The sequence below is a fragment of the Loktanella sp. D2R18 genome (genome assembly GCF_003318235.1).
Lineage (GTDB): Bacteria > Pseudomonadota > Alphaproteobacteria > Rhodobacterales > Rhodobacteraceae > Yoonia.
Genome location: NZ_QOCG01000009.1, coordinates 1 through 12,209, shown reverse-complemented (window position 1 = coordinate 12,209; position 12,209 = coordinate 1). Strand labels below are relative to the sequence as shown.

The following is a 12,209-nucleotide window of genomic DNA, read 5'->3' as shown; positions in this document are numbered from 1 at the left end:
CCAGAGACAAGACGCACAGGGATTTAGTGGTTCATTTCGCCATGGTTCATGTTGCCATGTTCACCGCGGGCGACAACTTTGAACATGACCTCAACCTCGCCGGCGTATTCAAATACCAATGTCGCGGGGATCATTTCATCCAATACGAACGGTGTGCCCTGTAGACCCATGAACATGACGTGAAAACCGCCGGGTTCAAGCGTGGCCATGCCGCCAGCGGGTACGGGGACGCCTTCGATATGGATCATCTTTGCGACCCCATCTGCGAACTCGGTGGTGTGAATTTCGACGCGCGGATAATCGGCACGCACATCGATCAGCATATCATCGGTATCGCCGTGGTTCATGATCTGCATAAAGCCGCCACCAGCCATAGCAGTTGGGGCGGTTTCAAACACCATGGTGTCCATCACGTGAATTTCGGATTCGGCCAGCGCAACAGAGGCGGTCAGCGAAAAAATGGCAGCGTTGATTAGTGTATTCAGTTTCATTTTTTAGTCTTTCATCAGTGCCTTAGGGGGTAACCTTTGGGCAAGTATTGGAGAATTGGGAAATGGGGTAAGCTACGCCACAGGTGGTGCGCGTGCACCATGTGCCCAATAAATTGTTGAAAGACGGTTAAGCGTTTGTGGCGCGGCAACATTAAGCGGCATCGCTTGTGCATCTGCAATCACCATTTGCGCGGGCGCGCCCATGGCGCAGGTCTGGGAGATAACACAGGCCTGACAATAGGAGGTGCCGCCGTCGCGCGGATCACCGGAGTCGCCGCAAATATCGGCCCAAGATCCCCCTGCAAGCACATAGGCCGAAGCTTGCGCGTTATCGGTGGGCGCAACCGATTGGTGCCCAAAGCCCACCAAGGCCAGAGCAAGCGCAAGAGTAACACTGATAAGCGCACGCAGGATCATACGGCGGTTTCTACGCATAATTTTGCGGGATGACAAAGGCTAAACCGTCGCAGGGGTGGATCAAGATCCACCCTACGTTTCAACCGAGAGCGGCAATGAAAAATCGCAGAGGTGCGGTAGTATGCAGATTTGGTCTGAACTGACTAGAATAGTTCGTGAAACAACTGCACAGTCGCGTTAACATTTTGGACAAAGGGGCTGGACCCATGATTACTGTAGATTATTGTCGGACAATGGCCGCGTATAACCGTTGGCAAAATGATGGGCAGCGTCGAATAGTAACCGCAATGACATCTGAGGCGTTAACGCTTGATCGGGGGGCGTTTTTTGGTTCCATCGTGGGAACGCTGAACCATCTACTCTGGGGGGATACGCTTTGGATGAGCCGTTTTGATGGTGGGCAGGGGACAGATATTACCATTCCGCATAGCGTCGCGCTTACCGGCGATGTAAATATCTGGGATGCAAAGCGGGCGCAGATGGATGACCGTATATCTACTTGGGCGCGCGCGCTCCAACCCGCTGATCTTGAAGGTGATTTGCATTGGTATTCGGGATCGATGCAGCGCGATTTTGCAAAGCCTGTGGCGATCTGTGTGATGCACTTTTTTCATCACCAAACCCACCACCGTGGTCAAATCCACGCGATGCTGACAGCTGCAGGTGAAAAACCCGGCGATACGGACCTTCCCTTTTTGCCACAAAACTGATCCAGTCCGAAAAACGCTAATCGGGAGGCACAGATGTTCAACGCTTTGATGGTCGAAAAAGATGCGGATGGGAAAACCTCTGCAGCTATTCAACAGATTGATATCGCACGATTGCCTGCGGGTGATGTGATCGTCGATATCGAATATTCGACGGTAAACTATAAAGATGGGCTGTGTATCGGCCCTGGTGGTGGTCTGGTGCGCAACTACCCGCATATTCCCGGTATCGATTTCGCAGGGACCGTCGCAAGTTCAGACGACCCGCGGTATTCCCCCGGCGATAAGGTCGTATTGACCGGCTGGCGCGTCGGCGAAGCACATTGGGGCGGTTATTCCCAAAAAGCACGGGTCAAAGCGGATTGGTTGGTGCCACTACCCAAGGGCATCGATACCCGCCACGCGATGGCTGTTGGGACTGCCGGTTTCACCGCGATGCTGGCTGTTATGGCGCTTGAAGATCATGGTATCAAAGATGGACCCGTTTTGGTCACTGGGGCTGCGGGCGGTGTCGGGTCTGTTGCGACCGCTATTCTTGCGCAGTTGGGTCACGAGGTCGCGGCGGTGACTGGGCGCCCCGAAACGGCAGATTACCTAACTTCTTTGGGCGCAACCCAGATCGTTGCACGTGAAGAGATCAACGAGACAACTAAACGCCCGCTTGAGGCCGAAACATGGGGTGGGTGTGTCGATGCGGTTGGCAGCGCGATGCTTGCACGTGTTCTGGGGCAGATGAAATATGGTGCCTCGGTTGCGGCTGTGGGGCTTGCAGGTGGGGCGGATTTGCCGGCCACGGTCATCCCGTTTTTGCTGCGCGGTGTGAACCTATTGGGGATCGACAGTGTGATGCAGCCCTATGAAAACCGTTTGCGCGCGTGGGAACGCATTGCAAAGGATCTCCCGATGGAAAAACTAGAGGCGATGATTGTTCCGGCGGTGCTGTCAGATTTACCTGCCTTGGGGCGCGATATCCTAAAAGGTCAAATCAAAGGACGGGCTGTTGTGGATGTGAACGGCTAAACAGGCGGCGGTAATGCGCGACAATTCTCCTATTATTGTTTGGTTTCGGCGTGATTTGCGTTTGTCAGATCACGTCGCGCTGACGGCAGCTGCGTCAACGGGGCGGCCGATTATCCCGGTGTTTATCCGAGACCCCTTGGTCGATGGCCTTGGTGCCGCGGCGAAGCTGCGTCTTGGGCTTGCCATCGATCAATTTTCCAGCACGTTGCGCAGCGTCCAAAGCCGGTTAACTCTGCGGCATGGCGACGCGCCAACTGTCCTAAAAGACCTGATTGCCCAGACTGGGGCCACGTCCGTTTACTGGTCGCGGCTTTATGATCCATCGCATAAAGACCGGGATACGGCAGTTAAGGCCGCGCTTAAGGATGCCGGCATCGACGCCCAGAGCTTTACAGGTCATCTGTTGTTTGAACCGTGGACTGTCACCACCAAAACAGGCGGGTTCTACAAGGTTTTTACCCCGATGTGGAAAACTGTCCGAACTCAGGATGTTGGCACCCCATTGTTGCCGCCTGTTAAGTTACGACCACCAGAAATTTGGCCAGAAACAGATAGCCTGCGGTCATGGGATTTGGCTGCGGGGATGCAGCGCGGGGCGCAAATTCTGGCCCATCATTGTGTTGTTGGCGAAGGCGCAGCACATGACCGGTTGGATCAATTCGTTGAAGATAAACTTTTGACCTATGCGACAAGCCGCGATCAACCGGGGGCAAACGGCACCTCGGGGCTTTCGGAAAACTTGACTTATGGTGAAATCAGTCCCCGCCAATGCTGGCACGCAGGGTGGGGCGCGCTGCAGGATGGAAAATCAGATGCCGAGGTGTTTTTGCGTGAACTTGTGTGGCGCGAATTTGCCTATCACCTTGCCCACCACACACCGCATATATTGACCGATAACTGGAAACCTGCGTGGGATAAGTTTCCGTGGAATACGGGTGAAACCGCTGAAACAACGGCGTGGAAACAGGGCCGCACAGGCGTGCCTTTCGTCGATGCCGCGATGCGTGAAATGTATGTCACTGGCGTGATGCATAACAGGGGCCGGATGATCGTTGCATCTTATTTAACCAAACATCTTTTGACCCATTGGAAAATCGGTCTGGATTGGTTTGCGGAGTGTCTGATCGATTGGGACCCCTGTAGCAACGCGATGGGCTGGCAATGGGCGGCGGGGTCAGGGCCGGATGCATCGCCCTATTTTCGGATATTTAATCCGTTGACCCAGCTTAAGAAATTTGACCCCGAGGACAATTATGCCACGCGCTGGATCGCCGAAGGCAATCTGGCGCCTAGCGCGGCTTCATTGTCCTATTTTGATATGATCCCCAAGCGATGGGGAATGCAGCCAACGGATATGTACCCGGCTCCGATTGTAGATGTTTCAGCTGGTCGCGCGCGCGCGCTTGCGGCTTATCAAGTGCGCGACACTGCGTAATCGGCGGCAAACGGGCAACACTGCTGCGGTAGGATGTTTGTTCATTGGGTGCATTGAAAGCGTTGCGTAGTTATTTGATATTATGAAAAAAATAAATTTTATACGTGGTGAGGTTTGGAACGTTTCCACATAAGATCGCAGGCAGGTGGCCCGGATTTTCCACGTGAAAAGCCTCGTTTTCGTTGTACCCTTGCATGGCGCAGTGTGATCGCGGAAAATGCTGGTGAAACCATCCTTGTTGCATGCAAATGCGGTGGGGTGTGAAGAGACAAGGAAGAATTCTGATGCCAACTGCTGGACGGCTCGCAGGTGCCGTATTTTTTGCCCTTTATGGCTGGTACATTGCCGGTATTTCTGTGCCATATTTCCCTGAATCCAACGCGCCAGACTATTTGATTCCGGTTTGCGCTGGCTTGGGGCTTTTCTTTGGGTGGAAAATTTGCGGCACCCATGCGGGGAAAGGCTATAATGCGGCGACGGGCCAAGGGTTGACCATGGCGTTTTTGTTTTCGTTCTGCATTTTGTATATCATGGGGTTTTTCCAGATGATGTCCCAAGCGATGCGCATGGTCTATGATGGCCCGATGGAAGCTATCATGGCGTCATTTCTTGAAAGTTTTGATTTCGCGCTCTATTTCGTTGACGTCAAGATGATTGGAACGGTGCTGATCGGTGGGGTTTTATGTGCTTGGGCAACCGAATTCGTCGCGAAACGGTACCCCTAATTAATGGATATCTTTGTCTACGGCACGTTGATGTCGGAGCCGCTGTTTTGTGCGGTCGCGGGCGGCAAGCCCTGTGTAACTGAGGCTGCAAAGCTTGATGGTTATGTCCGCTTTGGCGTCGCCGGGGATGTTGTGCCTTTCATTGCGCCAGCCAGTGATCAACATGTTGGTGGTGTTATCTACCGTGAGGTCGATGCCGCGCAAGCCGCGCGGTTAGATCTATATGAGCGCGCATTTGGGTATGTAACCGAAACGGTTTTGGTGATGACCACAGGCGGCCATACCCCGGTGACCTGCTACATGCCGCCAGATGGTATTAGCGCGAATAAACTAGCTTGGTCGCTTGCATGCTGGGAGGCAGATCACCTTGCACCCGCGTTGTTGGCTGCCGCAGAGGTGTTTTCGCACGATCCGCTACCGACGCCCGATACGTTGCGGCGTATGTGGCCGATGATTGAATCACGGGCTTGGGCCAAGCATCGCACATTGCCGACACCAGCAACACTGCGCCATGATCCGCAATCCGATGACATAACGGTTCTCGCAAAACGTCCACCGCAGGGCGGTTTTTTTCGGATGCAAGACATTGATGTGCATCATAAACGGTTCGATGGCTCCCGGTCTGATCCGATGCGCCGTGAGATTTTTATCGCGGTCGATGCGGCGTTTGTGCTGCCTTACGATCCGGTGCGTGACAAGGTAATCTTGGTTGAACAAGTCCGTATGGGCCCGCTAATGCGCAATGATCCAAACCCATGGATGCTCGAGCCTGTGGCGGGTATCGTAGATGCGCGTGAAACCCCAGAACAGGCCGCACACCGCGAGGCCTTTGAAGAGGCAGCGGTCACGCTTGATCATCTCGAACCCATCAGTGCGTTTTATGCCTCGCCGGGGTCCACGACCGATTATTTCTACACCTACATTGGTCTGTGCGATCTGCCGCAAACGACATCTTATCTGGGTGGTCTCGCTGAAGAGGGCGAAGACATTCGCCTGCACCCCATGACATTTGATGCGGCTTTGGCGCTTGCCGATAGCGGTGAAATTCAAGTGGGACCGTTAGTTTTGATGCTCAATTGGCTTGCACGCCATCATGATCGGCTGCGCGCGATGGCTTGAGTTCATGCGAGCGCGGTTCTACACAGGGTAGACGTAATGAAAGGCGCCACCATGACCATCCGAAATGACCTTGCCCATGCAGTTGGGAATACGCCACTGATTAAGCTGCGCGCCGCATCAGAGGCGACTGGCTGTACCATTTTAGGCAAGGCTGAATTTCTAAACCCCGGTCAATCGGTCAAGGACCGGGCGGCGCTGTTCATGATCAAGGACGCGATCGCACGCGGTGATCTGAAACCGGGTGGCACGATTGTCGAAGGGACCGCTGGGAACACGGGCATTGGGCTTGCGCTTGTTGGGGCGTCAATGGGATTTCAGACCGTCATCGTGATCCCTGAAACGCAGAGCCAAGAAAAGAAAGACATGCTGCGGCTTGCAGGTGCGCAATTGGTCGAGGTACCAGCCGTTCCGTATAAGAACCCTAACAACTACGTGCGCTATTCCGGGCGCCTCGCGGAGAAGCTCAAGGCGACGCTGCCGGGCGGGGCTATTTGGGCCAATCAATTTGACAACGTGGCCAATCGCCAAGCGCATATCGAAACCACAGGCCCCGAGATTTGGGACCAAACCGGCGGTAAGGTCGATGGGTTCATTTGTGCGGCGGGTTCAGGCGGGACCGTCGCGGGTGTTGGCATGGCATTGCAGCCCAAAGGGGTCAAAGTGGGTCTTGCCGATCCCGAAGGCGCAGGGTTGTTTAAGCTCTATACTGGTGAAGAAAACCCCGGCAACTCGATCACCGAAGGGATCGGGCAAGGGCGGATCACTGCAAACCTTGAAGGGTTTACGCCTGATTTTACGTGCCGCATTCCTGATGTCGAAGCACTGCCAATTGTGTTTGATTTGTTGCAAAATGAAGGTCTGTGCATGGGCGGCTCGACCGGGGTGAATATCGCTGGCGCAATGCAGATGGCGCGCGAGATGGGGCCGGGGCATACGATTGTGACGGTCTTGTGTGACTATGGCACGCGGTATCAGTCCAAATTGTTTAATCCGGCGTTCTTACGCGAAAAGAACCTGCCTGTGCCTGCATGGCTTGAAGCAAATGTAGATCTGCCAACGGTGTTTGAAACCGCATGATCCATCGCTTTGTTCTGATGTTGTGCCTTGCGTGCTTTTGGCCATTGGCCGGGGCAGCGCAGGACGCGACCGAGACAGAGACGCAGACATGGGAACAGATCGCCACCCGCGCTGAAAGCATGGCGGGACGCGAAGACGCGTCCCGTTTTGCCATACAGCGCCTACGCGCAGAGCTCGTTATCTGGCGAGACCGCTTTTTGGCGGACACGACCATCAACGCTGGGCGGCTGAAAACTGTCGACACGCAGATCGCGGCACTTGGCCTAGTGCCAGAAACTGGTGACGAAGCCGAAGCAATCGCAGATCGCCGCGCAGAATTGGCTGCACAGCGACAAGCATTGGCCGCGCCGGGCCTATTGGCCGAAGAAAGCTATGCACGCGCAAATGGGCTTATCGGGGAATTCGACGCGATTGTTTTGCAGCAACAAACCGATGCGTTGACCGAACGAGGGGAAAGCCCGCTGAACCCGCAGTATTTCGGCCCGGCTGTTGCAGCGGTTTGGAATATTGGCGTAACCACCGCGGCGGAGACACAGGCCGGGTTTGCTGCACAAATTGCAGCCGGAGCGCTCTTCTCGAACATTCCACGCGCGTCTTTCTTTTTGATTGTTGCGATCGCACTGCTGGGGGCAGGACGTCGCCAGGTGACGAAATGGCGTATGAATTTGGCACAGACCCAAACGCGCCTGATGCCTCTTTGGCTGTTTTTGCTGTCACTTGTGCAGATTATTGTCCCGGTTTTGGGCTTGTTCATGCTCACGATTGGGCTGCAGACCTTAGGGGTATTTGGGCTTGTCGGCGGTGCCGTTGTGAGCAAATTACCAACTGCCGGCTTTGCCGTGGTTTTTGCGTGGTGGATCAGTCGGCAATTGTTTCCTGCGGGACAAGATACTGGGTATTTGGGCTATAGCATGGAAAGCCGTGCGCGGCTGCGGCGCTATGGCTTGGCGATTGGTTGGGTCTTGGCTTTTGGGTCATTGCTAGATGCTGCGGTTGGGGCCATTGACGAAGACGCAGCCGTCGTTTCGGCAATTACGCTGCCCGTTATTGTAATTTTGGGTGTCTTGCTCTGGCGTTTGGGCAAGGCGATTGGGTCAAAACCTGTTGAAGCCTCCGGGCTTGTGTTTTCAGCTGGTCGTGTACGCGCAATCGTGGGGAACCTTTCCATCGCCGTCGCCGCCGTCGCCCCTTTGATGCTTGCGTTTGGGTTCGGCGCGGGACGTGACCTGATGTTGTCGTGGTTATATACGTTAAGCGTCATCGGCATGCTCTTGATTTTGCAGCGTCTTGTTCATGAATTGAGTGCACCAAACGAAGCAGAGGACGCCCCCAAAACCGGCACAATGGCCTTGGTACCTGTGGCGATTAATTTGGCGCTTTATATTGTGGCTTTGCCCGTGGTTGCCCTGATTTGGGGCGCGCGTGTGGATGACCTGATCGAGGTTTGGACGCGGTTCCGTGAGGGGTTTTCGGTTGGTGATACCCGGATTTCACCCACCGACTTTTTGACATTTGCGATTGTGTTCGGGCTTGGGTATCTGCTGACCCGCACGATCCAAGGCACGCTGCGCAAGACCGTGTTGCCGCGTACCCGGCTTGATCTGGGCGGGCAAAACGCGATTGTCGCAGGGTTTGGCTATGTCGGGATCATTTTGGCCGCCATTGTCGCAATCACGAGCGCGGGGCTCGATTTATCGAGCCTTGCTATTGTCGCTGGTGCCTTATCGGTGGGTATTGGTTTTGGCCTGCAAAATATTGTCTCTAACTTTGTGTCCGGAATTATCTTGCTGATTGAACGCCCGGTCAGCGAGGGTGACTGGATCGAAGTGGGCGGCCAAATGGGCTATGTACGTGCAATTTCAGTGCGCTCGACACGGATTGAGACATTCGACCGGACCGATGTGATCGTGCCAAACGCTGATCTGGTCAGCGGGCAAGTCACGAACTGGACGCGTGGAAACCTTGTTGGGCGGGTCATTGTCCCCGTTGGTGTCGCCTATGGCACGGATATCGATCAGGTGATGAAGATCCTGCGCGACATCGCAGAGGCGCATCCTCTGGTCGTCATGACACCGCCACCAACGGTTCTATTTACCGGGTTTGGTGCCGATTCAATCGATTTTGAGATCCGAGCAATCTTGCGGGATGTGAACTATGTGCTGGCCACCAAGTCAGAAATGAACATCGAAATTGCCCGCAAATTTGCCGAAGCCGGGATTGAAATTCCCTTTGCTCAGCGCGACATTTGGCTGCGCAACCCCGAAGCCCTGCATGGAGATAAGACATGACCGACCTGCTATTTCGCGATGACGCGTATTTGCGTGCAGCAAAGGGCAGGGTGGTTGCGGTGACCTCTGAAGGGGGGATCGTTCTGGACCAAACGGTATTCTATCCGACCTCGGGCGGGCAACCCGGCGATAGTGGCACGTTAACTTGGGACAATGGGGCGATTGATATCGCTACGGCGCTCAAAGGTCCCGATGATACCGTTGTTTTGATCCCGGCTGAGCCAGCAAAGATGCCAAAAAAAGGAGAGGCGATCACCCAAGATATCAATTGGGATCGTCGCCACCGGCTGATGCGCATGCATACGGCGCTGCATTTGTTGTCTGTGGTCATTCCGCTGCCGGTGTCAGGTGGCGCGATCGCTGTTGATAAGGGGCGTTTGGATTTTGACATGCCCGAGGCCCCCGCCGACAAAACAGGGTTGGAAGATGATTTGAACAGGTTGATCGCCTGCGACATGGATGTGAGCAGTGAATGGATCACCCAAAACGAATTGGACGCGCAGCCAGAATTGGTAAAAACGATGTCCGTGCAACCGCCACGCGGCAATGGCAAAATCCGGCTTGTACGGATTGGGGTTGGCAATGAAACCGCTGATCTGCAACCATGCGGGGGCACCCATGTGGCCAATACGCGCGAAATTGGTCCTGTGCGGATTGGCAAGATTGAAAAAAAGGGTCGCCAGAACCGGCGGGTCTATCTGCATTTGGAGTAGAGGATGCTGCGTTATAGCCTTTTGATTATTATCACATTTTTAGCGAGCTCTGCTGCGGCATATAATTTCGAGGGCTGCAATAAAGAGCAACTGCACATCGTTGATACCGCCTTTCGCAACGCTAAAGAATTAACCCTACGCGCCGCAACAGCCGTTGGCGATACGCCTGAATATGAACGCTGGTTCGGCGAATACAGCACGGAAAATGCAGAAACCGTCCGCGCCAATCTCAAATCAATTGTCGGCGCAATCCGAAGCGGCAATGTCATCGCACATTGTGATCCCAACGGTTTCGACGGCTGTAGCGGGGGCACCTATGCGTGGGTCTATCCAAACGAGCATTTCTTGATGCACCTCTGCCCGCCGTTTTTCACTTTGCCACCGCTGACCGCGCTACAGCCGGGGGCCCGGCGCAGTGACAATGGCACGCGCGAAGGCACAATCGTGCATGAGCTGTCGCACTTTATCAGTGTCGCGGATACTGATGACCATTGTTATTCACGCAGTGATTGCGCCGAGATGGCGCGCACTGACGCACGCCGGGCGCTCGATAATGCCGATAGCTATCAGTATTTTACAGAGGATGTGACGTATTACGCACGCCAGTTGGTCCCCGGAAAACCAGAGGTGCGTAGCAACAATTAGCGCCGGTCTTGGCCAAATAGATCCCGTTCAATCGGTTGGTCAAGCATTTGCTCCGTTTCTGGTAGCCCTTCACGTGACAGCAAAATCGCGAGCGGGCGTAAGCCCGGCACGTAGCTGCACACCACAAGCATCATCACCATGATCGGCACCGATAGGAACATGCCCGGCACGCCCCAGACAGCCCCCCAGAAGGCCAGCGATAGGATGATCCCAAAAGACGACAGACGCAGCGCGCGCCCCATTAACATCGGATCGATAATGCTGCCATTTACAAATTGGATCACTGTCGAAATCACAAAAATCGCCAAGGTAATTGGGGCTTCGCCGATTTGTACATGGGCAATCAGGGCTATTAGGAACGTGGCCACGATAGATCCAATGTTGGGGATGAAATTCAACACAAATGTCAAAATTCCGATGGATGTCGCAAGCTCGAGCCCAAAAACCTTAGCCAACAAAAATACCAAAGCCCCGGTAATCGCGCTGATCAATGTCTTTACCAATAGGTAATAGTTCACGCGATGAATGATCGACGCGATGATTTTACCGATCCGGTCGGCTTGCGCCTCGTTGCCGACAAAATTGACCAGTTTGGTCTGAAACCAAATCCGTTCGGCAAACAAAAAGCCAACAAAAAGGATCACCAAAACAGTGGCCTGCATGATGCCGCTGGCTTGGCCCGCCGCTGAACGCAAATAGCTGGACACATTGACGGAACGTAGCGCATTAAACACGGCCATTTCACTGTCTTCCCCCATCCACGCAAACAGCGAGGCAATCGCCGATGGCGCGCGTTCAGTATAGGATAGGGTGGTGACCAAGACTGTGTTGACTTGGGCCAAGAGGATTGACGTCAATATCAAAAGCGCCGCTGCAATCAAAATCATCGCAACAAGGCTCGCCAGCGCGTTGGGAATACGAAATGGTCCGACCCTTTGGCGCGCGATAAAGCTGATGACGTCGCTTGTTAGGCTGAACAGAATGATCGCGGTCGCCAGTGTGATCAGCATAAACCGGGCTTGGACAAGCAAGAACAAGACCACCGCGAAGGCAATAATGATCAATGCGCCAGTTTGCAGACGGTTTGAATCGCGTCTTATGTTGTCGCTTTGTGGCGGATATTTGTGGGGCATGGGGCGATTATGGTCCGGTTAGTCTGCAGTATCATACGGCGATGATGCCTACGCCGTAAACACCTGCAAAAACATATCTATTGGCCCTTGCAAAGGGACGTCGGATAGGGCTAAACCGCGCACCATGGACAGGTGGCCGAGTGGTCGAAGGCGCACGCCTGGAAAGTGTGTAGGCGGGAGACCGTCTCCAGGGTTCGAATCCCTGTCTGTCCGCCATAAAATTCAATTATACCCTTGATTTTAATTAATAAATACCATTGTGGGAAGCGTCATGCCTACTTTTGTGCCTACTTTCTATTGAGGTAGCTAAGGTCATCAGAGATTTTTATGGGCCTGATCGCGTCTGGGTGACCGATATCACGTACATCAGGACCCACGAGGGCTGGTCATATCTGGCTGTTGTAATCGATCTTTTCTCACGGCGTGTCGTTGGATGGTC

At 54.2% G+C, this 12,209-nt stretch carries 12 protein-coding genes, 1 tRNA gene and 1 pseudogene; 11 read left to right on the top strand and 3 right to left on the bottom strand.

Going from position 1 to position 12,209, the window contains the following annotated elements; translation table 11 throughout:
- Window positions 1–23: 23 nt before the first annotated feature.
- Together DS901_RS05115 and DS901_RS05110 are read right to left on the bottom strand one after the other, a co-directional pair.
- The gene (locus DS901_RS05115; protein WP_113775865.1) at window positions 24–491 is read right to left on the bottom strand and encodes a copper chaperone PCu(A)C; all 468 of its coding nucleotides are present in this window, start codon (window positions 489–491) and stop codon (window positions 24–26) included.
- Between the two features lie 72 nt (window positions 492–563).
- Window positions 564–926: a hypothetical protein gene (locus DS901_RS05110; protein ID WP_181820773.1), complete on the bottom strand. Its 363-nt coding sequence runs from the start codon at window positions 924–926 to the stop codon at window positions 564–566.
- A 188-nt stretch (window positions 927–1,114) separates the two neighbouring features.
- Between DS901_RS05110 and DS901_RS05105 the strand changes: the two genes are divergently transcribed.
- From DS901_RS05105 to DS901_RS05065, 9 genes are all read left to right on the top strand, one after another.
- Entirely contained in the window at window positions 1,115–1,618 is a 504-nt protein-coding gene (locus tag DS901_RS05105; RefSeq protein ID WP_113775863.1) for a DinB family protein, read from the top strand.
- Window positions 1,619–1,651: 33 nt separating this feature from the next.
- Window positions 1,652–2,635, top strand: coding sequence for an acryloyl-CoA reductase (acuI, locus tag DS901_RS05100; protein WP_113775862.1), 984 nt, complete (start codon window positions 1,652–1,654; stop codon window positions 2,633–2,635).
- A gap of 13 nt (window positions 2,636–2,648) precedes the next feature.
- Window positions 2,649–4,070, top strand: a complete 1,422-nt coding sequence (locus tag DS901_RS05095; protein ID WP_113775861.1) for a cryptochrome/photolyase family protein — start codon at window positions 2,649–2,651, stop codon at window positions 4,068–4,070.
- Between the two features lie 284 nt (window positions 4,071–4,354).
- A complete protein-coding gene (locus DS901_RS05090) occupies window positions 4,355–4,795 on the top strand; it encodes a TrgA family protein (protein WP_113775860.1) in 441 nt (146 codons plus the stop codon).
- Window positions 4,796–4,798: 3 nt separating this feature from the next.
- Window positions 4,799–5,914 carry a gamma-glutamylcyclotransferase gene (locus DS901_RS05085; protein ID WP_113775859.1) on the top strand — a complete coding sequence of 372 codons (1,116 nt, stop codon included), beginning with the start codon at window positions 4,799–4,801 and terminating at the stop codon, window positions 5,912–5,914.
- A 51-nt stretch (window positions 5,915–5,965) separates the two neighbouring features.
- Entirely contained in the window at window positions 5,966–6,991 is a 1,026-nt protein-coding gene (locus DS901_RS05080; RefSeq protein WP_113776130.1) for a cysteine synthase A, read from the top strand.
- A complete protein-coding gene (locus DS901_RS05075; RefSeq protein WP_113775858.1) occupies window positions 6,988–9,279 on the top strand; it encodes a DUF3772 domain-containing protein in 2,292 nt (763 codons plus the stop codon). Before DS901_RS05080 ends, DS901_RS05075 begins: the two co-directional genes overlap by 4 nt.
- Window positions 9,276–9,992, top strand: coding sequence for an alanyl-tRNA editing protein (locus tag DS901_RS05070; RefSeq protein ID WP_113775857.1), 717 nt, complete (start codon window positions 9,276–9,278; stop codon window positions 9,990–9,992). Before DS901_RS05075 ends, DS901_RS05070 begins: the two co-directional genes overlap by 4 nt.
- 3 nt (window positions 9,993–9,995) lie before the next feature.
- Entirely contained in the window at window positions 9,996–10,637 is a 642-nt protein-coding gene (locus tag DS901_RS05065; RefSeq protein WP_113775856.1) for a M35 family metallo-endopeptidase, read from the top strand.
- Here DS901_RS05065 and DS901_RS05060 read toward each other — a convergent pair.
- Window positions 10,634–11,770: an AI-2E family transporter gene (locus DS901_RS05060; protein ID WP_113775855.1), complete on the bottom strand. Its 1,137-nt coding sequence runs from the start codon at window positions 11,768–11,770 to the stop codon at window positions 10,634–10,636. The two genes, DS901_RS05065 and DS901_RS05060, sit on opposite strands and share 4 nt — an antisense overlap.
- Window positions 11,771–11,896: 126 nt before the next feature.
- Between DS901_RS05060 and DS901_RS05055 the strand changes: the two genes are divergently transcribed.
- Window positions 11,897–11,986, top strand: a tRNA-Ser gene (locus DS901_RS05055).
- A 116-nt stretch (window positions 11,987–12,102) separates the two neighbouring features.
- Window positions 12,103–12,209: pseudogene (locus DS901_RS05050) on the top strand (DDE-type integrase/transposase/recombinase); the annotation flags it as partial.

Excerpts from the sequence above, each read along its gene's own strand:
- DS901_RS05115 (WP_113775865.1), bottom strand. The coding sequence starts at position 491 with ATGAAACTGAATACACTAATCAACGCTGCCATTTTTTCGCTGACCGCC.
- DS901_RS05110 (WP_181820773.1), bottom strand. The coding sequence starts at position 926 with ATGCGTAGAAACCGCCGTATGATCCTGCGTGCGCTTATCAGTGTTACT.
- DS901_RS05105 (WP_113775863.1), top strand. The coding sequence starts at position 1,115 with ATGATTACTGTAGATTATTGTCGGACAATGGCCGCGTATAACCGTTGG.
- acuI (WP_113775862.1), top strand. The coding sequence starts at position 1,652 with ATGTTCAACGCTTTGATGGTCGAAAAAGATGCGGATGGGAAAACCTCT.
- DS901_RS05095 (WP_113775861.1), top strand. The coding sequence starts at position 2,649 with ATGCGCGACAATTCTCCTATTATTGTTTGGTTTCGGCGTGATTTGCGT.
- DS901_RS05090 (WP_113775860.1), top strand. The coding sequence starts at position 4,355 with ATGCCAACTGCTGGACGGCTCGCAGGTGCCGTATTTTTTGCCCTTTAT.
- DS901_RS05085 (WP_113775859.1), top strand. The coding sequence starts at position 4,799 with ATGGATATCTTTGTCTACGGCACGTTGATGTCGGAGCCGCTGTTTTGT.
- DS901_RS05080 (WP_113776130.1), top strand. The coding sequence starts at position 5,966 with ATGACCATCCGAAATGACCTTGCCCATGCAGTTGGGAATACGCCACTG.
- DS901_RS05075 (WP_113775858.1), top strand. The coding sequence starts at position 6,988 with ATGATCCATCGCTTTGTTCTGATGTTGTGCCTTGCGTGCTTTTGGCCA.
- DS901_RS05070 (WP_113775857.1), top strand. The coding sequence starts at position 9,276 with ATGACCGACCTGCTATTTCGCGATGACGCGTATTTGCGTGCAGCAAAG.
- DS901_RS05065 (WP_113775856.1), top strand. The coding sequence starts at position 9,996 with ATGCTGCGTTATAGCCTTTTGATTATTATCACATTTTTAGCGAGCTCT.
- DS901_RS05060 (WP_113775855.1), bottom strand. The coding sequence starts at position 11,770 with ATGCCCCACAAATATCCGCCACAAAGCGACAACATAAGACGCGATTCA.